Consider the following 26,380-nt stretch of genomic DNA (forward strand, 5'->3'; position numbering starts at 1 on the left):
ATACGAAGTTCAGAAGAATACTGCATCATAACTACTGGAAACATTTACAACGATTATCCCGGGCATCCCTATACCCATTTTTATCTGGAAATTGATACCAAGCACTTGACATTTTTAGATCAGTATGACCCGGGAGGGAATTATTTTCATATCAAGGATTTACAGGTCTGTAAGTCAAGATCAAGCAATGAAACAATTAAGGTTTGCTTCGACTCTAAAGAACGGAGCTCTCAAAACCATCTGGGTAAATCAATCAAACGATTTTGTTCTCGCGTGGGACATATTTCAAAATCCCCACATATACTGTTAAAAAAGGGTGGTATAGGTGGGACGGTATGCTAAAGATTTCTGAATTCCAAACCAAAGATGTCGTCAATATTATAGATGGAAAAAAATTAGGGCAAGTGAGTGACTTGGAGTTGGATCTTAAAAATGGCCGGATTGAAGCCATTGTTGTTCCAGGCCCAGGGAAATTTTTAGGTTTTTTTGGCGGTGGAAATCAAATTGTCATCCCGTGGAGGAATATCGTAAAAATAGGGATGGATGTAATCTTGATTAAGCTGGACTCAGGATATTCACCTAATCCTCCCCAAACAGAAGGAAATTATCCCATGTATTTTGATAAGATAAATGGTTAAGGCACTTGATCGTGCCTTTTTCTTTTGTTTACCATCTGAACATGGTAATATAAGAAGAGTAAGGAGTGATAAGGTGAAGTATATAGATGATCCTTTTCAATTCAATCATGATTCTGCCGGGCCATTTTTTCATATTGAGAGATGGGAAAAGCAATTTTCTGGACTCATCGCAGGTATCAGTACACGAACGAGTGGAATAAGTAAAAAGATAGACAAACCCCTGAATATGAACCCTTTTATGGAGAATATAGGAATCAACTGGAAATCATGGAGTTGTGCCAATCAAGTTCATGGAACCGAAGTAGGAATTGTGCAGCATAATAGTCCCATGAATCAACCGTTGGGAGAAATGGATGGGTTAATCACCTCTGAAAAAGGAATTCTTTTAACCGCTTTATTTGCCGATTGTGTCCCTCTTTTCTTTTTGGATCCGGAAAAAGAAGTGATCGGGTTAGCCCATGCTGGTTGGAGAGGAACTGTAAAGAATATGGCTGGAAAAATGGTCAGAGAAATGACAAACCATTTTCAATCCAAGCCAGATCAAATTCGTGCCGTAATCGGACCTTCGATTGGAATTTGTTGCTATGAAGTGAGCGATGAAGTGGTGGAAGCGGTTTATTCGATTTTATCAACCGATCGTGAAGACCAATGGAATATAAAGAAAGAAAATGGAAAGTGTCATATTAATTTGCAAGAAATTAACCATCTGATAATGTTAAAAGAAGGAATTTTGCCCCATCATATCGAAGTGACATCATATTGTACCAGTTGCCAAAATTCCCTTTTTTATTCTTATCGAAAAGAGAAAGGGACCACCGGGCGTCAGGTTGCATTTATGGGTTGGCAGGAATAGAGGTGAAGAGGTTTAGTGATACAGGAAAGATGGTATGAGCTGCAGGAAAGAATTAGACAGGCATGTCTCCGCTCAGAACGAGACCCGAAAGATGTGGAAGTGGTGGCGGTTACCAAATATGTTTCCCTAGAAACGACAAGGGAAGCTTTGGATACCGGAATCATCCATATCGGAGAAAGCAGGGTTCAGGATGCAATCCCTAAATGGCAGCAGTTGGGTGACCGGGGGAAATGGCACTTTATTGGACATCTGCAGACCAATAAGGTGAAGGATGTTATTGGCAGGTTTCACTATATTCATTCTTTGGACAGGATCTCGTTGGCAAAGGAAATCCATAAGAGAAGCCAAAACCATCGGCCAGTTCCCCTTTGCTTTATTCAGGTGAATGTTTCGGGGGAAGAGAGCAAATATGGAATACAACCGTCTGATTTAATTCCGTTTGCCAAGGAAATTTCCCAATATGGATCCATTGAAGTATGCGGTCTAATGACAATGGCTCCCTTTACCGAGGACCCTGAGGAAGCACGGCCTGTTTTTCGGGAGCTTCGCCTATTAAGGGATGAATTATTAAAACTGAAATTGCCCCATATCAATCCTTATCATCTCTCCATGGGGATGTCCAATGACTTCGAAGTGGCAATTGAAGAAGGGGCAACTTTTATACGGATTGGCACATCGTTGGTTGGAAAAGAATTAGATTAGCGGGAAGGAGAATACCGATGGGAATGATGCATCGAATCATGGGTTTTTTTGGATTGGCTGAGGAACAGGTTGTGGAAAGAGAAGAGTTGCTGGAAGAAGAAGTTGTTTCTTTTCCTAAAAAGGGAAAGAATAATGTTATTCCTCTGCAGCAGGTAAAATCCAATTTGCGCGTGATTTTGTGTGAACCTCGAACATACGAGGAAGCTCAGGAAATGGCGGATCATTTAAAGCAAAAGAGGCCCATCATCGTCAACTTGCAGCGTCTTCCCAAGGAGCAAGCCAGAAGATTTATTGACTTTTTAAGTGGAACTGTTTATGCACTTAATGGTAATATACAAAAGGTAGGGTTGCACATTTTTCTTTGTGCTCCCGAGCATGTGGATGTCCAAGGATCGATTACCCAACTAGAAAACGAGACTAACTAATAAACCGAGGTGAAGAAATGTACACGTTATTAAGCTCCATTTTTTCGTTTGCTTTCCAGATTTATTATTATATGATCATTGCCTACATCTTAATGTCATGGGTTCCTAACTTGCGGGAGTCATCTATAGGCCAGTTTATCGGGCGTTTCGTCGAACCTTATTTATCCATTTTCAGAAGATTTATCCCGCCCATCGGAATGATTGATATTTCTCCAATTGCTGCTCTTTTTGCTTTATATTTTGCTCAAATTGGTGTCATGAGCATTTTGAGAATGTTATTTCTATAGGTAGAGGCTTATGAGTGATTTTTTACAGCATTTTAGACCTGAAGAACAACCTTTTGTCGAAATGGTTGATGAATGGTTATTGCAGGCCGTTCATCGGCATCAAAGGCGTTTAACCGACTTTTTGGACCCAAGAAAACAATATATTGTTGAAAGTATGGCCAACCGTTATTCAGAGGTGTCGGCCTTTTTTTTCGGTGGTTATGAGGGGGCTGAAAGAAAACGAGGATTAATCGTGCCCAGTTATGATCATGTTAACGAAGCCGATTTTTCTATATCTTTTTTGGAGATTCATTACTCACAAAAGGGAAAGCAGCTGGAACATCGGGATTTTTTGGGCGCCTTTCTGGGGCTAGGGATAAAAAGGGAGAAGTTTGGCGATATTCTTCTAGCAGAAAGATGTCAGGTGGTGATTGCTGCAGAAATGAAGGATTACATTACCCTTTATTTGAATCAAGTTCATCGGCAGTCTGTAACCATATCGATGATAACGAAGGATGATTTGGTTATTCCTTCAATCTCTCTCAAGGAGATATCCATTACCGTTTCTTCCTTACGGGTTGATGCGATCGCATCGGAGGTGTATCACTTGTCCCGGTCAAAAGTACTTTCCCCCATCCGTGCCGGCCATCTGAAAGTGAATTGGAAGATTATAGATAACCCAAGCGAACCAGTAAGCCAAGGGGACGTCATTTCCCTTCGAGGATTTGGCCGCTTTCATATTTTGGGCATTGAGGGTAAAACGAAAAAGGGGAAAATCAGATTACGGGTGGGCAGGGTTAACTAGTCATCAAAATCGACTATGAACCTCTGGAACAAAATCTTAATCAATGATTTTGTTCCTTTGGCAGGAAATTTCACAGCTTTTGTCGAATGTTGAGAAAGACTAAGTGGGAGGTGGCATCATGCCTTTAAAACCTTTGGATATACATAATAAGGAGTTTACAAAAAGTTTCAGAGGATACAATGAAGATGAGGTTAACGAATTTCTAGATCAAATTATAAAAGATTTTGAAGCCTTGATTCGGGAAAACAAAGAACTGGAAAACACGGTTCATCAATTGGAAGAACGTTTGAGCCATTTTACGAAAATTGAAGATACTTTAGGAAAGTCTATTGTTGTAGCCCAAGAGGCAGCCGAGGAATTGAAAAACAATGCCCGTAAGGAAGCCCAACTGATTTTGAAAGAAGCGGAAAAAAATGCAGACCGTATCATTAATGAGGCATTAACCAAAGCAAGAAAGATTGCGATTGAAATGGAAGAGTTAAAGAAAAGGGCTTCTATCTATCGTACCCGTTTTCGAACTCTTTTGGAGGCACAATTGGAAATGCTGGGCAACGATGAATGGGATAAGATTGCTGAATTTGATGAAAATGAGGAAGCTGTCTCTTGACGTGTCGATGAGAATTAAGTATACTGCACGTTAATAGAAAATATTTGTTTGTTACATATTGAAATGCGATGACCAGAACAGATTCATCAGATACGAATCTACAGCGAGTTGGGGTTGGTGGGAGCCAATGATTGCGGCTGATGAATGATCATCTGTGAAGCAGCTTCCCTGAAATTTTACCGGATTAGGGGAAGACGGTTCATTCCCGTTAAGAATGTCAAGTGGATGAAATGTTGTTCCAATAGAATGATTTTGTTTTTCATCCATAAGGGTGGTACCGCGGGTTATCTTCTCGTCCCTTTGGGATGGGAAGTTTTTTATTTTCACCATATACAAACGCTCTTCATATGTTTGCGGAATACGTTAAAGGAGTTGAGAGAGATATGGATTATGGGAAAACATTAAATTTGCCTAAAACCGACTTTTCCATGAGGGGCAATTTGCCGAAAATGGAACCATCTATGCAGGAATGGTGGGATGAAATCGATATTTATAAAAAAGTGCAGGAGAGAACAAAGGGAAGACCCAAGTTCATTCTTCACGATGGGCCTCCCTATGCCAATGGGGATATTCATATCGGTCATGCATTAAATAAGGTATTAAAAGATATGATTGTCCGTTTTAAATCCATGTCAGGTTATGATGCCCCATATGTCCCTGGATGGGATACCCATGGCCTTCCCATTGAACATGCCATTATCAAAAATAAAAAGATAGACCGGCATAAAGTGGGAATCAATGAATTTAGAGAGATGTGTAAAGAATACGCTCTTTCCTATGTGGAAAAACAAAAAGGGCAATTTAAACGCTTGGGTGTTCGGGGAGATTGGGAAAATCCCTATCTCACCTTGAAGCCTGAGTATGAAGCAAGGCAAATCAAAGTATTCGGGGAAATGGCCAAGAAAGGTTATATTTATAAAGGGTTAAAATCCGTTTACTGGTCTCCTTCCTCTGAGACCGCTTTAGCTGAAGCAGAAATTGAATACAAAGATAAGCGTTCTCCTTCCATCTATGTCAAATTTCCTGTGAAGGATGGAAAAGGACTATTGGATGAGAAAACATCGGTAGTGATTTGGACCACGACTCCATGGACTATCCCGGCCAATGTGGCTATTGCCCTTCACCCTGAATTGGAATATTCGGTTGTCCGTGTCGGAGATGATAAGATGGTGGTGGCTTCAGGTCTTTTGGAACAAGTGGCGAAAGAAGTAGGCTGGGAGACCTATGAAATCGTAAACACCTTTAAAGGATCTGAACTGGAGTATGCTGTTTGCCGTCATCCTTTCTATGATCGGGATTCCCTTGTGATTTTAGGGGATCACGTTACTTTGGATGCCGGTACAGGATGTGTTCATACCGCTCCTGGGCATGGGGAAGAAGACTTTTATCTGGGACAAAAATATCATTTAGAGATTTTGTGTCCAGTAGATGACAAGGGCCGTTTTACGGAAGGGGCACCCGGTTTTGAAGGTTTGTTTTATGATGATGCCAACAAGCCGATCACACAAAAATTGGATGAAGCAGGAGCTTTATTGAAGCTTTCCTTTATCACCCACCAATATCCCCATGATTGGAGAAGCAAGCAGCCGGTTATTTTCCGGGCTACGGAGCAATGGTTTGCTTCTATCGATGGATTTAGGGAGGAATTGTTAAAGGCCATTAAGGAAGTAAAATGGACCCCCTCATGGGGAGAACAGCGCCTTCATAATATGGTGGCTGACCGGAATGACTGGTGTATTTCCAGACAACGGGTATGGGGAGTCCCAATTCCTATCTTTTATTGTGAAGCTTGTCAGGAAGCGATTGTGAATGATGAAACGATTAATCGGATTGCGGAAATTTTTAGACAGGAAGGTTCATCCGCCTGGTATGCCATGGACGTTTCCGAATTAATTCCCGAGGGGCTTTCTTGTCCTGCCTGCGGCAATACTTCTTTCAGGAAAGAAACCGACACCATGGATGTATGGTTTGATTCCGGTTCCAGTCATGAAGCTGTTCTTCAGGAAAGGGAAGAATTGCAGTGGCCTGCTGACTTATATTTGGAAGGTTCTGACCAATACAGAGGATGGTTTAACTCGTCCCTTTCCACAGCGGTTGCCACCAGGGGTCAAGCCCCATACAAAGGGATTTTAAGCCACGGCTTTACCTTGGACGGAGAGGGTAGAAAGATGTCCAAATCCTTGGGTAACGTGATCGTTCCACAGGTGATCATGGACAAATTGGGTGCAGACATCCTTCGCTTATGGGTGGCTTCTGTTGATTACCAATCTGATGTAAGAATCTCAGATAATATCTTGAATCAGATTGCTGAGGTGTACCGGAAGATCAGAAATACTTTCCGATTCCTTCTGGGCAACTTGAATGATTTTAATCCAACGAAAGACCGGGTTTCCTATGAGGAGTTAACGGAGCTGGATCGTTATATTCTGGGTAAAGCTCAGAGAGTAATTCAGAAGGTACGCAAAGCTTATGAACAGTATCAATTCCATACGATCTTTCATACCGTCCATAACTTCTGTACCATTGATTTAAGTTCCCTTTACATTGATGTATCCAAAGACCGTTTATATACCGAGCAACCTGAATCTCCATTGAGAAGGGCTGCCCAGACGGTGATGTACGATGTATTGGTGGATTTGGTGAGATTGGTTACTCCGATCATCCCCCATACCGCTGACGAAGTGTGGAAATATATTCCGGGTGAAAGGGAATTAAGCGTACAGCTCACCGATTTGCCGGAAGCCAATTTATCCTTGATTGATCATCAATTGGAGAAGAAATGGGATCAGTTGATTGAAGTGAGAGATGAAGTATTAAAGGCATTGGAGCAGGCGCGGAAGGAAAAATTGATCGGAAATTCCTTGGGTGCTTCCGTTCATCTTTATCCCAGCGAAGAAAATTACCCATTGCTTTCAGCTATGGAATCGGCACTGCCAGAGTTATTTATCGTTTCCCATGTGGTACTGCACAAGCCAGATGAAGAGGTTTCGGAAAATGCCCTGGATTTAGAAGGAGTATCCGTTCTGGTTAGTCAGGCTCCAGGAGAAAAGTGTGAGCGCTGCTGGATGGTGAAGGAGGAAGTGGGTCAGGATAATATCCATCCTTCATTATGCCCACGCTGTGCCCAAACCGTTAAAAACCATTATGCCCATGTGGCAGTGGAATAGGAAAAAACAAGAGATAAACTAAAAAAACAAAGAAGGCATGTTCAACTAAAAGCAGAGCATGCCTTCTTTGTTTTTATAAAAGAGATTTTATCATGTTGCTTAATGCATAGAGGAATATAATTAATGCAGCGATTGTTTTAGGATATTTTTTATACCATAGTGATAACGATAAAAGAGATAATGCTTCATAAACGGAATCAATAATAAAAGTTGTTAGGTTATAGTTGATTTGTAAATAGGCATCAACTACGATATATACGCCAGCAAAAATAAGAAGGTACATTAAGATCTGTTTTTTATTTTTTCTCTCTAAATAATAGAAAAAGAAGAAAATGGCAGATAACCAAGCGCTTTCAATTGCATATAGCAGTGAGTCTTCTCCGTTCATACATTTCTTCTCCCTTTTGGATTGCTGTAAACATGATGTTTCCGAGTTTTATCTATAAATATTTCTTTTTTAATAATTCGTTACCATCTTTGTTAACTATTCAAATTGTTAAAATATTTATAGCGTTGATAATATTAAGATCTTTGTATAAGTCGATAATTACAGCTTTTTCTGGTGGAACTTCAAAAATCCTATATTGTATACCTTCATAGAAAATAATACCAACTAAATCATCAGAACATAAAACATTATTTTCCAACAAAATGGTAATCATTGGTTTCAAAGGAGATATAGAATCTTCAATTATCTTGACCATATAAATATCCAGTTCAAAGCCTATCTATGGATGTAACTACTAACTACTCGACCTTTTTTTTTAATTCTGTTAAATTCATTACCAATATAATTCCTTATTTTTGAGGTTATTTTTTCGGTGAATTTATAATTGGTATTTGCTATATCAACGACAAAAGCTGATCCTCCTCCAACTTTAACTGCAGTTTTATTATCTGCTCCCAATTTTTTGGCTGTTTTACAACCTACATTAAAACCTATAAGATCAGTTGCAATTTTGTTAGCTAAGACATCAGTTGTAGAATTAATTAATCCCATAATTTTCTTCCCCTTTCTTATATTAATGGAAATATTTACCTATTAATAATATATATTTTTTTGAAAATTGTAAATAAAAATTTATCGACAAAATTCTACATTATTTTCTGTTTTTTCAGTTAGGTTATCTATTCATGCTTAATTAAGTCGATATACAATATAGGGTACAAAAAATAATCGAATTAGTGGTGATATGATGATTTTTTCAAATCAATCAGAAATGATGATTCAATCCGCTTCAGAAAAAGATTTATTAGTCCTTGCCCAGATGAATAAACGGCTTATTGTTGTCAAAACCTCAACAGGATATTTTCTTCCGGGTGGAGGAATAGAAGAGAATGAAACTCATGAGGAATGTCTAAAACGTGAATTTTTAGAAGAATTAGGGTATGTAATAAAAATAATAGAATTCATTGGACGGGCGAAAAGATATTTTTATTCAACGCAATTAAATGAGAACATGGTTAGTGAGGGTTTCTTTTACATAGCGGAATTAATTGGGGAGCCACAAAATCCGCCGGAATATGATCATCAACTGGTATGGTTGAAACGAGATGAAGTCAACTTATTATTTCACACACATCAAGTGTGGGCAGCAGAAAAGGTATTTAATCAGAATTTCAACAATTAGTATCATTTTTTAGCCTTTCAAATATTATCTGTTAACTGATTTGGATGTCCTTGGTTTCTCCAAAGTCAAGCTGGCCATGGATAGAGGCTCACGTTTAGGAGAGGTGGTCCGATTAAAAGTGAAGGACATTGATCGAGAACGGATGGTCATTCATGTAAAACAGGGCAAAGGACGAAAAGATCGCTATACGGTACTATCAGAAGTAACTCTTAATCTTCTGGATATATATGCGAAGGAAACTCGATTGGACTCGTGGGTGTTCCCAGGTGCCGAGGAAGGAAAGCATCTTAGTGAACGCTCTGTTCAAAAATTATTTGAAAAAGCTATTAGTAGAACTGGAATCAAGAAGAATGTTTCGCTTCATTCTCTACGCCATTCTTTTGCTACTCATCTTCTGGAAAATGGAACTGACTTAAGGTATATACAAGAACTGTTGGGGCATTCAGATGTAAAAACAACCGAACGATATACACACGTAAGGAGAAAGGATGTGATGAGAATTCAATAGTCCATTAGATAGGATCATGGGTCTGAGACTCGGTCTACGCCTGTAAGTTTCGGGCGTGTCGGGAATACTCGAGACGTTATCCGAAACATTGAAGCGAAAAACTTTTAAAAACCCATGATAAAACCGATAAATATTAACACAAGAAAATATATGAAGTATAATGAATATAACAAAAGTGTATGTCGAGGTGATCAAAAAATGAGTGTAAAGAATGAAGTAATTAAAATTATCCAAGAGATGCCGGACAATGTGACTATGGAAGATATTCTTTATAAACTATATGTACGAGCAAGGATTGAAGAAGGTATTAAAGAACTAGATGAGGGTAAAGGAATTCCGCACGAAGAAGCTATGGAGAGAATATTTAAATGGCTAAATTAAACTGGTCACCTAGGTCTCTCAATGATTTAGAGATCATCTTTGATTACATTAAATCGGATTCAGTTGATAATGCCAGTAATTTTATAAAACAAATTATTGAAGTGACTTTAACTGTACCTGAATTTCCATATGCAGGGAGAGTTGTTCCTGAGTTTAAGGATTCAAGGTTACGTGAAAAACTTTATAAGAATTATCGAATTATTTATCGTGTAGAGACAGAATTAATAGAAGTTGTAACAATATTACATCAATCCAAACGACTTAAATAGAATTTTATAAGACATCATGATTCTACAAAGGATCAATGATGTTTTTTATTTGTAAGCAGATTCAAAAATGCTTCGGATAAAAAGATATTCACGCTGCGAGCTAACGCCCTTGGTTGTGGAGGCATAGGGCATGAAGCAATTCAAGAAGTTATTCATGAAGAGCACTGCCGTAACACATCTCCTTCGCAAACCGAGTCGGCGGCCTGAGCCTAAGAAAAGAGCTTTCTAAGGCTCAGACTTCACCTGTAAGCTCAGGGGCGTCGTGAATACAAAACGTTATGTGCCATGCCATATCGGGGAATAAATTGTGGTCGGAATTAAAAAAGGAAAAGTGAAGTGAGATTATAATGACTTATCCAAAGTGGTACTACAATGAATATAAGCAGGTTGGATTAAACTACATGGATCAAAAAGAAGTAAAAGTGTATGATCAACGAATGCAAAAGTTGCGGGATATTAAAAAAGAAACGGAAGAAATAAAAAGGAAGATAAATCTAATGTCAGACCACGTAATTATTGAAATTGGCACTGGAACTGGTGAGTTTGCAATTGAAATTTCTCAGCATCGACTTACTCAATCTCCTTTCCATAGACTATCTATTATGGTAGAATGTATATGTAAGGAGTTGGTTTCCGGTGAAAAATGTGCAAATTAACATTTCTATTCCTGAAACATGGAAATCAGAGTTGGAAAATCTGGCACGTGTTTATTCTGTTGAAGAAGAAACGACATTAACCTATTTGGACTTGATTCGACGAGCGATTAAAGAAAAATACGAATTAGACTCCGATGAATGATTACAAATCCCTGAACCATTGCCGCTATCTTGTTCAGTATCATTTAGTTTGGTGTCCGAAATTTCGGTTTCAAGTTCTAAAAGGTGATGTCGAAGTTTCATTGAAACAAATTTTTCAACAGATATGTGAAAAATACGAATATGAAATCATTGAATTGGAAGTCATGCCCGACCACATTCATATCTTTTTATCTGCAAAACCTACTGTCGCACCAACGGATATTGTGCGAACACTAAAAAGCATTTCAGCTATTGAATTGTTCAAACAATATCCACTACTTAAACGATTTTATGGAAGATGTGGTTCACTATGGAGCAAAGGGCATTTCGTAAGCACAATTGGCAAGGTCAGCTCTGAAACAATTAAGAGATATATTCAAGAGCAGAAAACAAGACCGTAGAAGGAGGTGGAACACGAATGAAAATCAACAAAGTATACCGTTTCAAGTTAGAACCAACAGCAGCACAAATTCAACAATTAAAACAAGCTTGTGGTTGTCAACGTTTTGTGTATAACTACTATTTGAAAAAGAACTTGGAGCAGTATAAACAGAATAAGACATTTGTGTTCTATCACGAGATGGCTACGGACTTGCCGAATTTGAAGAAGCAATTTCCATTTTTAAGCGAATCGTTTTCCCAGAGTTTGCAAACCACGTTGCGAAATTTAGATAAAGCGTTTAAGAACTTCTTTAAAGGATTAGCGGAATTTCCTACCTTCAAAAAGAAGAATAAGCATGATTCGTTTACTTGCCCTCAAAAGTTTCGCATCGAAGAAAAGGTCATCTTTATTCCCAAAATTGGGGAAGTGCGGTACCATAAATCAAGACAAATCGAGGGTAAGATAAAGTCCATCACCGTATCACAAAAATGTGGTCGATGGTTTGTTTCTGTACTTACTGAACAGGAGATGGAACAACCACTGACATGATTCAAGCTGAGCGACAAAATGACACGATCATCTATGAAGTAACGGTGCAAGAAGCGGTAACCGACCTGGGAATCACCAGTTTACGCCGCGAAAAAATTTCCCTAATGAAATTTGATGATAGATATTTAATTACCAACGTAGATCAGAGTACCTCGTACCGGGAAAGCCAGTCATCAAATGTATCGGCGAGTCAATCAACGGATAGTTTGCCTGTCGATTTCGGTACGGTATACAAAAATAGTCAATAATTTGTCATCCCCATCTCATTTATCGGTTCGGGATGGGAAGCCGATTGTTTACGAACCCCTATTTTTTGGGTTTTTTTTTATCGCTAAAATTGGGAACACTATATGTAATATAGACGGAACAAATGACCTTGCTTAGGAATAATAAGGATAGCCTTCTAATAAGGACAGTCTTTGAGTTGGTGCTGAGCGAGGAGGCAAAACCTGATGGTGTGAAAGGAGAAATTCCCGATGAATCAAAACCAGATATCAAAACTAAAGGATATGCTTCTGCAAGAAAAGGAAATAATCACGAAACGACTGCAGGATAATCATCATTATGGAATGGAGGAACCGCTGAACACTTCTGTTGGTGAACTTTCAGGTTATGACAACCACCCTGCCGATTTAGGCTCTGAGTTATTTGAAAGAGGGAAAGACTTAGCATTAAATGAACATAATGAACACCAGTTGGAGGAAATTATTTCAGCCTTGGATCGGTTGGAAGAAGGAACATATGGCATTTGTGTCATATGCGGCAAGGAAATCCCTTATGAACGTTTGGAAGCAGTGCCCACAACCCGTTATTGCATCGAACATCAGCCGAACAAGTTTGCATCAGAGACTAGACCAATTGAGGAACAATTTATGGCTCCGCCCTTTGGCAGACTTAGCTTCGATGAAAAGGAAAATGAAACAGAATTTGATTCAGAGGATGCTTGGCAGGAAGTAGCCCGTTTTAATGAGCTTCCCTATGTTGATTACGCCGATGTGGAGATGGAAGACAAAAGGGGCTACGTTGAACAATTGGAAGGGTTTATCGTAACCGATATTACCGGCAATCCTGCTGAATATGATGTGGTCAGAAACAATGCTTATGAGGCTTATATTGATGCCAATTATGATGAGGAAGATGAAGATGGAAATTTGGAAAGATAAAGCACAAGAGTCACTAATGTGTTTTCCCGGGAAAGCGCAGGATTTATCAAAATCAGCAACCTTCTGCCAAACTTTGTCAGTATTCGACAATGATCACATCATCCATGTCGGATGTTTGGGTAGTAAACCATGGAAGAATATGCTACAATTTCAACTGAATACAGTCGGCAGGAGGAAAACAAGTGGGATACTACATACTGGCACTCATTGTTTTTTTGTTGGATCAATTGTCTAAACTGGCAGTTGTGAAGTGGATGACCCTTTATGAATCGATTCCGATTATTGACGGATTTTTTTATCTCACATCATCAAGGAATCGTGGGGCGGCGTTTGGGATTTTGCAAAATCAACGCTGGTTGTTTATTGTGATTACCTTGATCGTTATTGGTGCTATCATTTATTACCTCCAGCACAGCTACCGTGAAAAAAGGATTTCCATTGCACTTTCCCTGATACTGGGCGGAGCCGTAGGTAATTTTGTCGATCGTTTGGTTACCGGGGAAGTAGTTGATTTTCTGGATTTTCGCTTTTTTAGTTATAACTACCCCATATTTAATTTGGCAGATTCGTTCATTGTCATTGGTGCCGGTTTGTTTATTTTGGACATGTTTCTGCAATCCCGCAGAAAAGCGGTGAACTAAGATCCAGTGGCAGCTTTGCTATTGATTAGACCTCAGTATCGGAGGATAGTCGTGAAGAATCAACCATTTGCAAGATATGATTGGATTGTCGAAGGAGATGGGGGCGAAAGAATTGATAAATTTTTGTCTCAACAGGAAGAGGTGTGGTCTCGCTCTCAAATCCAGCAATGGATAAAAGATGGCTTAGTAACGGTTAACGGCAATCGGGTGAAAAGTAATTATCGCGTGGAAGAGGAAGATGAAATCATTCTAATGGTTCCTCCACCGAAAGAATTGCTTATTAACCCTGAACCGTTGCCCCTTGATATTTATTATGAAGATCAGGATGTCATTGTGGTGAACAAACCAAGGGGGCTGGTCGTTCATCCCGCTCCGGGACATTACAGTGGAACGCTGGTGAATGGCCTGTTGTACCACTGCAAGGATTTATCCGGCATTAATGGCATTCTCCGACCCGGGATTGTTCATCGAATTGACAAGGATACCTCAGGACTGCTGATGGTGGCCAAAAATGATACGGCACATCTATCATTGTCTCAGCAGTTGAAGGATCATAAGGTTATTCGGAAATATATTGCCATTGTCCACGGGAACATCCCCCATGATAAAGGAACCATAGACGCTCCCATTGGTCGGGACCCCAAAGACCGGCAGCAGATGGCGGTTGTTTTCAAAAATAGCAAGCCGGCAGTTACCCATTTTGTGGTCCTGGAGCGATTTAAACAATATACTCTGGTGGAATTGCAATTGGAAACAGGGAGGACCCATCAAATTCGCGTTCATATGAAATATATCGGTTTTCCCTTAGCAGGTGATCCCAAGTACGGACCATCAAAAACGCTGCCGATTGATGGTCAGGCCCTTCATGCCGGGATCCTTGGTTTTAGGCATCCGAGAACCGGGGAAGATTTCATTTTTGAGGCACCATTACCCCAAGACATGGAAACTTTATTAAGGGTATTAAGGTAACCGTTTTTTCTATTGACCAATCGTAACGATTATGTCATAATCATTTTGAGGTAGAGACCTTTAAATCAGTCCCGAGAGACTGGCAAGGTACGCGAATAGGATGTTATGTGTCTATTCACTTCTTGCCAGTCTGGGTAAGAAGTTTTTTTGTGTAAAAATCACTGTAAACTATTATGATGTACACTTCATAAAGGGGAGAGAGCATGCTTCAGGAAAAGAGCATGATTTTAGATGAGGCCGCGATCCGTCGAGCATTGACCAGAATTGCCCATGAAATCTTAGAAAAAAACAAAGGTGTAGATGATTGTGTGATTGTTGGCATTCGAACCCGTGGGATTTATCTAGCCCAACGTTTAGCTCGACGAATCGAACAAATTGAGCAGGTAAAAGTACCAGTTGGAGAACTGGACATCACTCTGTATCGGGATGATTTAACTCATAAAGAAGAACAGCCGGTACTGAAGGGGACCAACATCCCTGTGGATATTACTGGAAAAAAAGTGATCTTGGTGGATGATGTATTATACACCGGACGTACGGTCAGAGCAGCATTGGATGCTTTAATTGATATGGGAAGGCCTCAGATGATTCAATTGGCGGTTTTAATTGATAGGGGCCATCGAGAACTTCCCATCAGACCTGATTATGTTGGGAAAAATGTACCGACTTCCAAAACTGAAGTCATATCTGTCCAGCTGTCTGAAGTAGATCAAATAGACAGAGTTGTGATAAATGAAAACAGTACCCTTTAAACCAGTCCAGAGAGGCTGAGAAGGGGAAGCACCACTTACCTTATGTTTTGGTTTGTGTTGTAACCTCTTTACGCCTTCGTAAAGAGGTTTTTTATAAGCTTTTCATCCATATCGAATTAGTTAAATTATAGATTCTCACGGCTAATCTTAAGGAGGTCATTTCAATGGAAAAAAACTTTGTAGATGTTCATGAAACCCCGGCCATTCAGAAGTTAGTACCACTCAGCTTACAGCATCTGTTTGCCATGTTCGGAGCGACTGTACTGGTTCCATTATTGACCGGGCTTGATGTTTCCGCTGCTCTTTTATCCAGCGGATTAGGTACATTGCTATTTCTCTTGATTACAAAGGGAAGGGTGCCCAACTATTTAGGTTCGTCCTTTGCCTTCATCGGCCCAATCATTTCAGTCTCTGCCAGTGAAGGTGTAGGAGCTGCCATGCTGGGAGCTTTGCTGGCCGGTCTAGTATATGTCATCATTTCAGCTATTGTACTAAAAAGCGGAGTGGACTTCTTAAATAAACTGCTTCCCCCCATGGTGATTGCATCCATCATTATTGTCATCGGATTAAGCTTGTCTGGAGTAGCGGTAAACTGGGCCCTAAAGGATCCGTTAAACCCTGACGTTTATTCTAATCAATCCGTGGAAGTTGCCTTCGTTACCCTTATTGTAACCGTGGTCTCCATGATATTCTTCCGTGGGTTCTTCTCAGTGATTCCCGTACTGACAGGTATGATAGTCGGATATATTTACTCAATCATTCGATTCCCTCAAATGATCGATTTTCAGATTGTAAAGGAAGCTTCCTGGTTTATCAAACCAATAGATATGTTTGACAAGCATATGCTTACGACCGAACTGTTGGCAGCAATGTCTAATCCGGGTGCTTGGATTGCGGCGTTAGTGATCGTACCTGTCGCTTTGGTAACTTTGGCAGAGCATATCGGTCATCTATTAGTAACCGGAAACGTCATGGACAGGGATTTGATGAGGAAGCCAGGACTACACCGTACCCTGTTGGGGGATGGATTGGCTACATCGCTGGCTGCCTTTATTGGAGGACCTCCCAATACCACCTATGGCGAAAACATTGGCGTATTGGCCATTACCCGGGTGTACAGCAGAAACGTGATCGGATTGGCAGCCATCTTTGCTATCATATTTGCCTTCATTGGGAAAATTGGTGCGGTTTTAATGACAATTCCCAAACCTGTTCTTGGCGGAGTTACCATCATCCTATTCGGAATTATTGCTGCTCAAGGGGTAAGAATGTATGTTGAAAACCAAATAGACTTTTCCAATAAAAGAAACATGGTCATCTCAGCCATTATTCTCGTAACGGGTATTGGAGGCTTCAGATTGGAGTTTCCCGAAATTACGATACAACATATTGTCGCCAACCTAACCATCGATAACATTGCCATGGCTACCTTCTTGGGAATTGTTCTCCATGCCGTATTGCCCGGTAAGGAATCAGCCTATGGCAGCAAACAGAATGAAGGAAATCAAGCTGCTCAAAAAGCTTCATAGTCCTTAATCATCATCAACCTAGAATTATAGCCTTTAAATCAATCCCGTGAGATTGGTAAGGGTATCATCTAGAGAAATTTTCGGCTGCTCCCTGACTGCTTACGGTGGGGAGCTTTTTCTTTAGGTCAGTTGGGCAAATGGAAATCATTAGTACCGATTCTGAAAATGAGGAGAGGATTTGCATGAAACATCTGTTGGGAATAAAGGGATTGGATACATGGGAAGTGGAGGAGATCTTAGAAAGGGCAGCCTACTGGGCAAACCGTCCAGCAGAACGAAGCCAGGCTTTGTCTGGAACCTTTGTGGCAAACCTGTTTTTTGAACCCAGCACTAGAACCCGATTATCCTTTGAGGTCGCCGAGAAAAGACTAGGTGCCGATGTCCTTCAGTTTCGTGCTGAAACCGCCAGCACCCAAAAAGGAGAAACTCTCTATGACACTCTCAGGACGTTAGAGTCCATGGGTGTAGAAATAGCGGTTATTCGACATCCGGAAAGCTATATCCTGGAACCGCTGGCCAAGCAAGTGAAGATTTCCCTTATTAATGCCGGAGACGGATGGAACGAGCATCCTACTCAATGTCTGTTGGACCTGCTGACCATTAAACAGCACTTTGGTCAATTTGAGGGGCTAAAGGTTGCCATCATCGGAGATATTCTTCACTCCAGGGTCGCACGTTCCCACCTTTCCATCATGCCTCAACTGGGAATTTCATTAGTCTTTAGCGGTCCCGATCATCTGATGCTCGAGGAAAAGGAATTTCATCATAAGGCCCGGGTTGTTGATATGGATGAAGCGGTTACCCAATCTGATGTGGTCATGATGTTAAGGGTTCAGCGTGAGCGCCATCATGGGGGACTGATCTTGACCCCACAGGACTACCATTTCTCCTATGGATTAACGGAGAAACGGGCGCGACAGATGAAAAAAGGAGCAGTCATCATGCATCCTGCTCCGGTGAATCGTGATGTTGAAATTGCCAGTTCATTGGTTGAATGTGAAAAATCACTGATACAGAAACAAGTAGCCAATGGTGTGGCTGTTCGAATGGCGGTATTGGAAAGATGCAAACAGGGAGGTAGTAAAGGATGGGCATTCTCTTCAAAAACGCTCATGTGCTAAGGGATCATGAACAGCAAAAATTAGATGTGCTGATCGAAAATGGAAAGATTAAACAGATTAATCGAGCAATTTCTGAGGGAGATCATGAAGTGATTCCTTTAAATGGAAAGCTTCTTCTTCCAGGATTTGTTGATATGCATGTCCATCTGCGTGAGCCGGGATTCGAAGGAAAGGAAACCATTGCAACCGGAACATTGGCAGCAGCAAAAGGCGGATTTACAACTATCGCGTGCATGCCCAATACAAAGCCGGTCATTGACTCTTCAGAAGTCGTTCAGTGGATCAAGAATAAAGCAAGAGAAGTAGGAAACGTGCGGGTACTTCCGATTGGGGCGATCACCATCAGGGAATTGGGAAAAGAACTCACCGATTTCTCTTCCTTGAAAGCGGCAGGAGTCGTGGCCTTATCAGATGACGGGGTAGGCATCCAGGACGCAGCCATGATGAAAGAGGCCATGAATCAGGCGGCAAAAATAGGGCTCTCTATTGTTGCCCATTGCGAAGATGATTCACTGGCAAAGGGAGGATGTGTTCATGAAGGGGTTTTTTCTCGGAAGTTTGGATTAAAGGGAATCCCTTCTGAAGCAGAATCGATTCATATTGCAAGGGATGTCCTGCTGGCTGAAGCTACTGGGGTTCATTATCATGTCTGCCATATCAGCACCAAGGAATCGGTCAGGGCTGTCAGGGAGGCAAAGAAAAATGGAATCTATGTAACGGCAGAGGTAAGCCCCCACCATTTGTTGTTATGTGATGAAGATATTCCGGGATTGGATCCCAATTACAAAATGAATCCTCCCTTAAGGGGAAAAGAAGATCGGGAAGCATTGATTGAAGGACTGATCGATGGCACGATCGATATCATTGCCACTGATCATGCCCCCCATATGAAAGAAGAAAAAGAGAGGGGTATGGAAAAGTCCCCCTTTGGCATCGTCGGATTGGAGACGGCCTTTCCACTGCTCTATACCCATTTGGTCGAAAAAGGAATCATCTCACTTGCCAAATTGGTTGATCTGGTCACAGTAAGACCTGCCCAACTGTTTCAACTTCCATGGGGAAAACTTGTTGAAGGGGCTTCAGCCGACTTGACGGTTGTTAATCTGGCCAAAGAAAAGGAAGTAAACCCCAGTGAATTTGCTTCAAAGGGCAAAAATACCCCCTTTACCGGTTGGAAGCTACAAGGCTGGCCTGAATTCACGATGGTCGAAGGGAAAATCATCTGGAATGAACTGGAGAGGAGAGAGGCTTAACATGAATACCAAAAACGATCATCAATTGAATGAGACAGCAAGGCTCATTCTAGAAGACGGTACGGAATTTATCGGAAAATCCTTTGGTTCCACCACGGAAAGAATCGGAGAGGTCGTCTTCAATACAGGAATGACCGGATATCAGGAAGTATTGTCCGATCCTTCCTATTGCGGACAAATTGTCACCATGACCTATCCTCTGATCGGGAATTATGGAATCAACAGAGATGATTTTGAGGCGATCAAGCCCCACATCTTCGGTTTTGCGGTCAGGGAATTTGCGGAAATCCCCAGCAATTGGAGATCCCATATGACTTTGGATCAACTTTTAAAATCCTATGGTATTCCAGGAATCAGCGAGATAGATACGAGAAAATTAACAAGAAAAATACGCCATGCCGGCACCATGAAAGGCATCATCACCACGTCTAGGGAATCTAAAGAGATCCTGTTAAAGAAACTGGAGGCACCTTTGATGAGAAATCAGGTAGAAATGGTTTCCACCAAATCCGCCTTTTCATCTCCTGGAGCAGGATATCGAGTGGTTCTTGTCGATTTGGGATTTAAGCATGGGATCCTTCGGGAATTGACGAAGCGCGGTTGTGATGTGGTGGTGGTTCCCCATAAGGTCCAGCCGGAAGAGATCCATAATCTTCAGCCTGATGGGATCCTGCTGTCCAACGGACCTGGGGATCCAAAGGATGTGATGACGGTTGCAGAGACCGTGAAGGAATTAATCGGCCAATATCCCATCTTTGGAATCTGCTTGGGACATCAATTGTTTGCCCTTGCCTGCGGGGCAGATACCGAGAAGTTGAAATTTGGCCACCGGGGTTGCAACCATCCCGTGAAAGATTTAAAAACAGAAAAAACCTATATCACTTCGCAAAATCATGGGTACACCGTAACCTTGGCCTCATTGGAGCAGACAGATCTGGAAGTGACCCATCTTGCCATCAATGACGGAACGGTAGAAGGACTAAAGCATAAGCATCTTCCGGCCTTCTCCGTACAATACCATCCGGAAGCATCACCTGGTCCGGAGGACTCCGGCTATTTATTTGATGAGTTTATTCAACTCATCACTAACACCAAAGGGAAAGGGGAGAAGAGCTATGCCTCGTAGAGACGATTTAAAGAAGATTCTGGTTATTGGCTCTGGTCCCATTGTAATTGGACAGGCGGCAGAATTTGATTATGCCGGAACCCAGGCTTGTCAGGCGTTAAAGGAAGAAGGAATGGAAGTGATCCTGGTTAACAGCAATCCTGCCACCATCATGACCGATACCAATATTGCTGACAAGGTATTTATGGAGCCCCTGACCGCTGATTTTGTAACCAGAGTGATTCGTCAGGAACAACCCGATGGGCTGCTTCCGACCCTTGGAGGACAAACGGGACTTAACCTTGCCGTAGAGCTGGCGGAATCAGGAGTACTGTCTGAAGAGAACGTAGAACTGCTGGGAACAGATTTAACCGCTATAAAAAAGGCGGAGGACCGTGAATTGTTTCGAGCATTAATGAAGGAAATTGGAGAACCGGTTCCGGAGAGCGAGATTATCCACTCGATTGATGAAGCTCTTCACTTTGCCAACACAATTGGTTATCCCATCATCGTCCGTCCTGCTTATACCTTGGGAGGAACTGGCGGAGGAATTGCCAACGATGAGAAAAGCTTGCAGGAAATTGTAGCCAGCGGATTGAAATACAGTCCGATCAAGCAGTGTCTAGTGGAAAAAAGTGTTGCCGGATATAAGGAAATCGAATATGAAGTGATGCGGGATTCCAAAGATAATTGTATCGTCGTTTGTAATATGGAAAATATAGACCCGGTTGGAGTTCATACCGGAGACAGTGTTGTAGTCGCCCCAAGTCAAACCTTATCAGACAGGGAATACCAAATGCTTCGGTCTGCCTCCTTGAAAATCATCCGCTCCTTGAATATACAGGGAGGATGCAATGTCCAATTTGCATTGGATCCCTACAGTTATCGATATTATGTGATCGAGGTCAATCCGAGGGTCAGCCGTTCCAGTGCATTGGCTTCAAAGGCCACCGGATACCCCATTGCCAAAATGGCCGCCAAAATTTCCATCGGATACGTGTTGGATGAATTAAAAAATCCGGTAACGGGACAAACCTATGCCAGTTTTGAGCCTGCATTGGATTATGTAGTGACCAAGATTCCCCGCTGGCCCTTTGACAAATTTACCGCTGCCAATCGAAAGCTTGGAACCCAGATGAAGGCCACCGGGGAGGTGATGGCCATCGGCAGAACCTTGGAAGAATCTCTGTTGAAGGCCGTCCGTTCATTAGAGATTGGAACGTATCATCTGGAATTGAAGGATGCCCACATTTTAGATGACGAGACATTAAATTTCCGCATGCAGCATGCCGATGATGAACGATTATTCCTCGTAGCCGAAGCTTTTCGCAGAGGAAAAACCATCGAAGAAGTTCATAAAGTGACCCAGATTGATCCCTTTTTTTTGGCGAAAATCAAAGGAATCATTGATTTGGAAGAAAAGATCAGGCAATTCATCAACGAAATCAAATCTGCCGGATATCCAATGAGCAATGACTCCCTTCAGGAGATCCCGGGGCTAAAAGGGATTTTGTGGGAGGCCAAAAGAAAAGGATTTACCGATAAAAAATTGGCCGAACTCATCGGGGTGACTGAAAAGCAGCTTCGCCAATTTCGACTTGATTCAGGTTTACGTCCCGTTTTCAAAATGGTGGATACCTGTGCAGCTGAATTTGCTGCCGCTACTCCTTATTATTACTCCACCTATGAAGAGGAAGATGAAAGGGAGAATACCGATAAACCAAGGGTGGTTGTATTAGGTTCAGGACCTATTCGGATCGGCCAAGGAATCGAGTTTGATTATTCTACCGTTCATGCGGTATGGGCCCTGAAAGAAGCAGGATATGAAGCTGTAATCATTAACAACAATCCGGAAACGGTGTCCACTGATTTTAACACATCAGACAGGCTATACTTTGAACCTCTCTATTTAGAGGACGTCCTTCATGTGATCGAAGTGGAGAAACCGGTGGGCGTGATTGTTCAATTTGGGGGACAAACGGCGATTAACCTGGCGGAATCTTTGGAGAAGGAAGGCGTCCCCATTCTGGGTACATCCATGGAGAGCATTGATACGGCCGAGGACAGGGAGAAGTTTGAAAAGCTGTTAAAACGGCTAAACATTCCCCAGCCTCCTGGAAAAACGGTTACTTCATTGAATGAAGCCCTTGAAGCGACAAAGGTTTTGGGTTACCCGGTGCTGGTTCGACCCTCCTATGTGCTTGGAGGAAGGGCTATGGAGATTGTCTATACGGACCAAGAACTATTCGGTTATATGGAACAAGCGGTGAAAATCAATCCGGAACATCCCGTTCTGATTGACCGTTATCTCTTGGGAAAAGAGGTGGAGGTAGATGCCATCAGTGACGGGGAGCAAGTGTTGATACCGGGAATTATGGAACACATTGAAAGGGCTGGTGTTCACTCCGGAGATTCCATTGCGGTTTACCCCCCCCAAACACTCTCCCAGCAAGTGAAAAATCAAATTATCCATATGACTGGACAAATAGCCAGGGGACTGCAAACCAAAGGGTTGCTTAATATCCAATTTGTCGTACATGAGGAAAAGGTGTATGTTCTCGAAGTAAATCCTCGTTCTTCACGGACCGTTCCCTTCCTTAGCAAAGTCACCGGTATCCCGATGGCCAATATTGCAACCAAAATCATCATGGGTGAATCATTATGTGAACAAGGATATGAGGGCGGTTATCATCCTGAAGAACCTTATGTGTCGGTAAAAGTTCCCGTTTTCTCCTTTGCCAAACTTCGTCGGGTGGATGTCACATTAGGGCCGGAAATGAAATCGACCGGTGAAGTGATTGGCAGGGACAAAAATCTGGCCAAAGCTTTGTATAAAGGGCTTGTGGCTTCAGGAATGAGGATTCCGGCCCACGGCTCCGTTCTGATCACTGTTGCCGACAAGGATAAGGAAGAAGCCCTGGAGGTGGCTAAGGGTTTCAGTGAGTTGGGATATAAACTGATTGCTACCAAGGGAACGTCATCCCTTCTCAGAAACGCAGGTTTAAAGGTTGCCACCGTGAACAAATTAAGGGAAGGAAGCCCCAATATATTGGATGTGATTCGCAACGGGAAAGCTGATTTTGTGATTAATACGCTAACAAAAGGAAAAATTCCTGAACGGGATGGATTCCGAATTCGTCGGGAAGCGGTGGAAAACGGGGTGGTATGTCTGACTTCCCTGGATACCGCAAAAGCACTGTTGAAAGTATTGGAATCTATCACCTTTACCTCCCAACCCATGCCTCCTTTAAATACACAAAAAGAGGTTGTTGTCCATGGGTAAGTCAAGAAAAGGTATATTAACCATCGTTCATAAAGAAGAGATTGCCGAAGGAATCATTAGAGTGGAATTGGTTGGAGAATTGGTCAAAGAAATGGATGAACCGGGGCAATTTATTCATATAAGACCGGGAATGGGGATTGATCCATTCCTTCGCAGGCCAATCAGCATCTGTGATGTGAATCTTGAAGAAAATAAATTAACGATCATTTTCCGGGTGGAAGGAAAGGGAACCCAATTATTAGCAGAAACTCCTGTGGGAACTGAAGTGGATGTCCTGGGTCCCCTTGGACAGGGGTTTCCCATTCACCATCGCCAGTCTGGTGATCATGCTCTCCTGGTTGGAGGGGGAGTGGGGGTTCCTCCCCTTCTCTATCTAGCGAAGAAATTGGTTCGGCAAGGGGTCAAGGTAACCAGCATCATCGGATTTGGCGAGAAGAATCAGGTTTTCCTGGAGGATGAATTGGCTTTCCTCGGTACCGTTTATGTGACGACGATCGATGGTTCATACGGGTATCAGGGGCTGGTAACCGATCTGTTTCCACAGGTGAAAAAGTGGAATGTTCTATACAGTTGCGGACCGATTCCGATGCTAAAAGCAATTCAGCATCTCTTTAAAGAAGAGGAGAAAGAAGGATATCTTTCCCTTGAACAGCGGATGGGCTGCGGGGTTGGGGCCTGTTTGGCCTGTGTTTGCCAGGTAAACTCATCTGAAAAGAAATATAAAAAAATATGCTCAGACGGCCCTGTTTTTGCATTGGAGGAGGTAGCCCTATGAGTCATTCTGTGATCAGAGTTCCTGACATAAGCGACCGTTTACAGATTAACCTTGCCGGTATTTCCATGAAAAATCCGGTTATGCCTGCATCCGGCTGCTTTGGATTTGGTCGGGAATATGCCCAATTTTTTGATCTAAGTTTGCTGGGAGCCATTGCTGTCAAAGCAACCACGTTGGAAGAGCGATTGGGTAATCCTACTCCAAGGGTGGCAGAAACCCCGGGGGGGATGTTAAATGCCATTGGGCTGCAAAATCCCGGACTTGATGCCGTCATATCCCGAGAGTTACCTTGGTTGGGGCAGTTTGATGTGCCGATCATTGTCAATGTGGCCGGAACAACCGTGGATGACTATGTTGTCGTGTGTGATCGGATTTCTGAAGTGAAGAATGCAGCGGCGATTGAGTTAAATATTTCCTGTCCTAATGTGAAGTGCGGTGGCATCACCTTCGGAACGGATCCTGAAGTTGCGGCTGATTTGACCCGTGAAGTGAAGAAGGTCTCCAAGGTACCAGTCTTTGTAAAGCTTTCTCCCAATGTAACCGACATCGTGTCGATTGCCAAGGCGGTGGAAAAGGCAGGGGCTGATGGGCTAAGCATGATTAACACGTTGTTGGGAATGAGGATTGATCTTAAAACAAAACGACCAATTTTAGCTAACGGAACAGGAGGCCTTTCCGGACCGGCCATAAAACCAGTGGCCATTCGCATGATCTGGGAAGTAAGCCAGCAGGTAGAAATACCGATCATTGGCATGGGAGGCATCATGTCCGCCGAAGATGTGATTGAGTTTTTCCTTGCCGGTGCCTCTGCCGTAGCGGTTGGAACGGCCAATTTTGTCAATCCCTATGCCTGTCCGGAAATTATAGGGGAATTGGAAGGATGGTTGGATAAGATTGGGGTAGATCATATATCAGAATTAACCGGGATGGGGTGGAGAAAATGAGTGAGTCTATTCGTTCTAGTCAAAGGAACCTCGGTGATCAGGATAACATTCGTCACCAGATTATTGTCGCTCTTGATTTCCCCTCTTATCAAGAAGCCATCAATCTAGCTGAAAGTTTAAGTGGAAAAGTTCATTATATGAAAGTAGGCATGCAGCTTTTTTATTCAACGGGTCCCCGCATCATAGAAAAGCTGAAGGAACTAGGATTCCGCATATTCCTTGATTTAAAGGTTCACGACATCCCCAATACCGCCAAGGGTGCCATTCAAAGCATGGCTAATCTGGGTGTGGATATGGTGAATGTTCATGTTTCCGGCGGCAAAGGGATGATGGAAGCGGCCAGGGAAGGACTGGAGAAAGCAAATGTTTCGGTAAAACCGTTATTGATTGGAGTAACCCAATTAACCAGTACCAGCCAGTCTGTTTTAAATCATGAGATCGGAATACCCGGATCTGTGGAGAAAACCGTTGAACGTTATGCGATCCTTGCTAAGGAAGCAGGATTAGACGGGGTTGTTTCTTCACCACTGGAAGTGAAGAGGGTAAAACAGGTTTGCAGTTCCAGCTTCCTAACGGTTACTCCCGGAATCAGGCTTCCTGAAGGGGACAAAGGAGATCAGCACCGGATTACTACTCCTGAAGAAGCCTTTGCTCTGGGGACAGATTATATTGTAATAGGGAGGCCCGTAACTAGAGCAGCAGATCCAGCGAAAGCATTTGAAGAAATCGTTGTACGGTGCATGTCCGATCTTTAACCTGACGTTAGTAATTCATCTATAGAGGTGGAACTAAAGATTTACTTATCCGCAGGTTGAGTTCGCCGAAGAAGTTATTAAAATCCGTTTCGAGACTAAAGAACGGAGCC

The 26,380-nt window shown here is 42.2% G+C and carries 32 protein-coding genes and 1 other annotated feature; of the genes, 29 read left to right on the forward strand and 3 right to left on the reverse strand.

Annotation, left to right across the window (positions count from 1 at the left end; all coding sequences use genetic code 11):
- Positions 1-335 precede the first annotated feature (335 nt).
- From L1765_RS12305 to ileS, 8 genes are all read left to right on the forward strand, one after another.
- Positions 336-638, forward strand: a complete 303-nt coding sequence (locus tag L1765_RS12305) for a YlmC/YmxH family sporulation protein (RefSeq protein WP_236407785.1) — start codon at positions 336-338, stop codon at positions 636-638.
- A 73-nt stretch (positions 639-711) separates the two neighbouring features.
- Positions 712-1,491, forward strand: a complete 780-nt coding sequence (gene pgeF, locus L1765_RS12310) for a peptidoglycan editing factor PgeF (RefSeq protein WP_236407786.1) — start codon at positions 712-714, stop codon at positions 1,489-1,491.
- Between the two features lie 15 nt (positions 1,492-1,506).
- Positions 1,507-2,193 carry a YggS family pyridoxal phosphate-dependent enzyme gene (locus L1765_RS12315; protein WP_236407787.1) on the forward strand — a complete coding sequence of 229 codons (687 nt, stop codon included), beginning with the start codon at positions 1,507-1,509 and terminating at the stop codon, positions 2,191-2,193.
- Positions 2,194-2,210: 17 nt separating this feature from the next.
- Positions 2,211-2,618, forward strand: coding sequence for a cell division protein SepF (locus L1765_RS12320; protein ID WP_236407788.1), 408 nt, complete (start codon positions 2,211-2,213; stop codon positions 2,616-2,618).
- 17 nt (positions 2,619-2,635) lie between these two features.
- Positions 2,636-2,905, forward strand: coding sequence for a YggT family protein (locus L1765_RS12325; RefSeq protein WP_236407789.1), 270 nt, complete (start codon positions 2,636-2,638; stop codon positions 2,903-2,905).
- Between the two features lie 10 nt (positions 2,906-2,915).
- Entirely contained in the window at positions 2,916-3,689 is a 774-nt protein-coding gene (locus L1765_RS12330; RefSeq protein WP_236407790.1) for a YlmH family RNA-binding protein, read from the forward strand.
- Positions 3,690-3,807: 118 nt separating this feature from the next.
- Entirely contained in the window at positions 3,808-4,296 is a 489-nt protein-coding gene (locus L1765_RS12335) for a DivIVA domain-containing protein (RefSeq protein WP_236407791.1), read from the forward strand.
- Between the two features lie 59 nt (positions 4,297-4,355).
- Positions 4,356-4,599 (forward strand) — a binding site (T-box leader).
- Positions 4,600-4,679: 80 nt separating this feature from the next.
- Positions 4,680-7,463 (forward strand): isoleucine--tRNA ligase, encoded by a 2,784-nt coding sequence (gene ileS / locus L1765_RS12340; protein WP_236407792.1) that lies wholly within the window; start codon positions 4,680-4,682, stop codon positions 7,461-7,463.
- Between the two features lie 73 nt (positions 7,464-7,536).
- Here the strand turns inward: ileS and L1765_RS12345 are convergent, their stop codons facing one another.
- From L1765_RS12345 to L1765_RS12355, 3 genes are all read right to left on the reverse strand, one after another.
- Complete coding sequence (locus L1765_RS12345; protein WP_236407793.1) at positions 7,537-7,851, reverse strand: hypothetical protein; 315 nt, start codon at positions 7,849-7,851, stop codon at positions 7,537-7,539.
- Positions 7,852-7,951: 100 nt separating this feature from the next.
- The gene (locus tag L1765_RS12350; RefSeq protein ID WP_236407794.1) at positions 7,952-8,167 is read right to left on the reverse strand and encodes a hypothetical protein; all 216 of its coding nucleotides are present in this window, start codon (positions 8,165-8,167) and stop codon (positions 7,952-7,954) included.
- A 20-nt stretch (positions 8,168-8,187) separates the two neighbouring features.
- On the reverse strand, positions 8,188-8,463 hold the full coding sequence (locus L1765_RS12355; RefSeq protein WP_236407795.1) for a hypothetical protein: 276 nt from the start codon (positions 8,461-8,463) through the stop codon (positions 8,188-8,190).
- 220 nt (positions 8,464-8,683) lie between these two features.
- Between L1765_RS12355 and L1765_RS12360 the strand changes: the two genes are divergently transcribed.
- The 21 genes from L1765_RS12360 to pyrF all read left to right on the forward strand — a co-directional run bounded on the left by L1765_RS12360 (position 8,684) and on the right by pyrF (position 26,270).
- On the forward strand, positions 8,684-9,094 hold the full coding sequence (locus L1765_RS12360) for an NUDIX domain-containing protein (RefSeq protein ID WP_236407796.1): 411 nt from the start codon (positions 8,684-8,686) through the stop codon (positions 9,092-9,094).
- A 76-nt stretch (positions 9,095-9,170) separates the two neighbouring features.
- Positions 9,171-9,602, forward strand: coding sequence for a tyrosine-type recombinase/integrase (locus L1765_RS12365; protein ID WP_236407797.1), 432 nt, complete (start codon positions 9,171-9,173; stop codon positions 9,600-9,602).
- 198 nt (positions 9,603-9,800) lie between these two features.
- Entirely contained in the window at positions 9,801-9,983 is a 183-nt protein-coding gene (locus tag L1765_RS12370; protein ID WP_236407798.1) for a hypothetical protein, read from the forward strand.
- Complete coding sequence (locus L1765_RS12375) at positions 9,971-10,252, forward strand: type II toxin-antitoxin system RelE/ParE family toxin (RefSeq protein WP_236407799.1); 282 nt, start codon at positions 9,971-9,973, stop codon at positions 10,250-10,252. The genes L1765_RS12370 and L1765_RS12375 overlap by 13 nt, the downstream gene beginning before the upstream one ends.
- Positions 10,253-10,599: 347 nt before the next feature.
- Positions 10,600-10,908 carry a hypothetical protein gene (locus tag L1765_RS12380; RefSeq protein WP_236407800.1) on the forward strand — a complete coding sequence of 103 codons (309 nt, stop codon included), beginning with the start codon at positions 10,600-10,602 and terminating at the stop codon, positions 10,906-10,908.
- Complete coding sequence (locus tag L1765_RS12385; RefSeq protein ID WP_236407801.1) at positions 10,889-11,050, forward strand: hypothetical protein; 162 nt, start codon at positions 10,889-10,891, stop codon at positions 11,048-11,050. The genes L1765_RS12380 and L1765_RS12385 overlap by 20 nt, the downstream gene beginning before the upstream one ends.
- Positions 11,043-11,450 carry an IS200/IS605 family transposase gene (gene tnpA / locus L1765_RS12390; protein ID WP_236407802.1) on the forward strand — a complete coding sequence of 136 codons (408 nt, stop codon included), beginning with the start codon at positions 11,043-11,045 and terminating at the stop codon, positions 11,448-11,450. Before L1765_RS12385 ends, tnpA begins: the two co-directional genes overlap by 8 nt.
- Positions 11,451-11,467: 17 nt before the next feature.
- Entirely contained in the window at positions 11,468-11,980 is a 513-nt protein-coding gene (locus L1765_RS12395) for an RNA-guided endonuclease InsQ/TnpB family protein (protein WP_236407803.1), read from the forward strand.
- Entirely contained in the window at positions 11,977-12,228 is a 252-nt protein-coding gene (locus tag L1765_RS12400) for a hypothetical protein (RefSeq protein ID WP_236407804.1), read from the forward strand. Before L1765_RS12395 ends, L1765_RS12400 begins: the two co-directional genes overlap by 4 nt.
- Before the next feature lie 228 nt (positions 12,229-12,456).
- Positions 12,457-13,143 carry a TraR/DksA C4-type zinc finger protein gene (locus L1765_RS12405; protein WP_236407805.1) on the forward strand — a complete coding sequence of 229 codons (687 nt, stop codon included), beginning with the start codon at positions 12,457-12,459 and terminating at the stop codon, positions 13,141-13,143.
- Between the two features lie 182 nt (positions 13,144-13,325).
- Positions 13,326-13,784, forward strand: coding sequence for a signal peptidase II (lspA, locus tag L1765_RS12410; RefSeq protein ID WP_236407806.1), 459 nt, complete (start codon positions 13,326-13,328; stop codon positions 13,782-13,784).
- Between the two features lie 51 nt (positions 13,785-13,835).
- Positions 13,836-14,753 carry an RluA family pseudouridine synthase gene (locus L1765_RS12415; protein WP_236407807.1) on the forward strand — a complete coding sequence of 306 codons (918 nt, stop codon included), beginning with the start codon at positions 13,836-13,838 and terminating at the stop codon, positions 14,751-14,753.
- A gap of 203 nt (positions 14,754-14,956) precedes the next feature.
- Entirely contained in the window at positions 14,957-15,505 is a 549-nt protein-coding gene (gene pyrR, locus L1765_RS12420; protein ID WP_236407808.1) for a bifunctional pyr operon transcriptional regulator/uracil phosphoribosyltransferase PyrR, read from the forward strand.
- A gap of 164 nt (positions 15,506-15,669) precedes the next feature.
- The gene (locus L1765_RS12425; protein WP_236407809.1) at positions 15,670-17,034 is read left to right on the forward strand and encodes a uracil-xanthine permease family protein; all 1,365 of its coding nucleotides are present in this window, start codon (positions 15,670-15,672) and stop codon (positions 17,032-17,034) included.
- 182 nt (positions 17,035-17,216) lie between these two features.
- The gene (locus L1765_RS12430) at positions 17,217-18,155 is read left to right on the forward strand and encodes an aspartate carbamoyltransferase catalytic subunit (RefSeq protein WP_236407810.1); all 939 of its coding nucleotides are present in this window, start codon (positions 17,217-17,219) and stop codon (positions 18,153-18,155) included.
- Positions 18,122-19,408 carry a dihydroorotase gene (locus L1765_RS12435; protein ID WP_236407811.1) on the forward strand — a complete coding sequence of 429 codons (1,287 nt, stop codon included), beginning with the start codon at positions 18,122-18,124 and terminating at the stop codon, positions 19,406-19,408. The genes L1765_RS12430 and L1765_RS12435 overlap by 34 nt, the downstream gene beginning before the upstream one ends.
- A 1-nt stretch (position 19,409) precedes the next feature.
- Positions 19,410-20,534 carry a carbamoyl phosphate synthase small subunit gene (locus L1765_RS12440; RefSeq protein ID WP_236407812.1) on the forward strand — a complete coding sequence of 375 codons (1,125 nt, stop codon included), beginning with the start codon at positions 19,410-19,412 and terminating at the stop codon, positions 20,532-20,534.
- Positions 20,524-23,796, forward strand: a complete 3,273-nt coding sequence (carB, locus tag L1765_RS12445; protein WP_236407813.1) for a carbamoyl-phosphate synthase large subunit — start codon at positions 20,524-20,526, stop codon at positions 23,794-23,796. Before L1765_RS12440 ends, carB begins: the two co-directional genes overlap by 11 nt.
- Complete coding sequence (locus tag L1765_RS12450) at positions 23,789-24,571, forward strand: dihydroorotate dehydrogenase electron transfer subunit (RefSeq protein WP_236407814.1); 783 nt, start codon at positions 23,789-23,791, stop codon at positions 24,569-24,571. The genes carB and L1765_RS12450 overlap by 8 nt, the downstream gene beginning before the upstream one ends.
- On the forward strand, positions 24,568-25,515 hold the full coding sequence (locus L1765_RS12455) for a dihydroorotate dehydrogenase (protein ID WP_236407815.1): 948 nt from the start codon (positions 24,568-24,570) through the stop codon (positions 25,513-25,515). Before L1765_RS12450 ends, L1765_RS12455 begins: the two co-directional genes overlap by 4 nt.
- The gene (gene pyrF / locus L1765_RS12460; RefSeq protein ID WP_236407816.1) at positions 25,512-26,270 is read left to right on the forward strand and encodes an orotidine-5'-phosphate decarboxylase; all 759 of its coding nucleotides are present in this window, start codon (positions 25,512-25,514) and stop codon (positions 26,268-26,270) included. The genes L1765_RS12455 and pyrF overlap by 4 nt, the downstream gene beginning before the upstream one ends.
- Positions 26,271-26,380: the final 110 nt, after the last annotated feature.

The organism is Microaerobacter geothermalis (assembly GCF_021608135.1).
GTDB classification, from domain to species: domain Bacteria; phylum Bacillota; class Bacilli; order DSM-22679; family DSM-22679; genus Microaerobacter; species Microaerobacter geothermalis.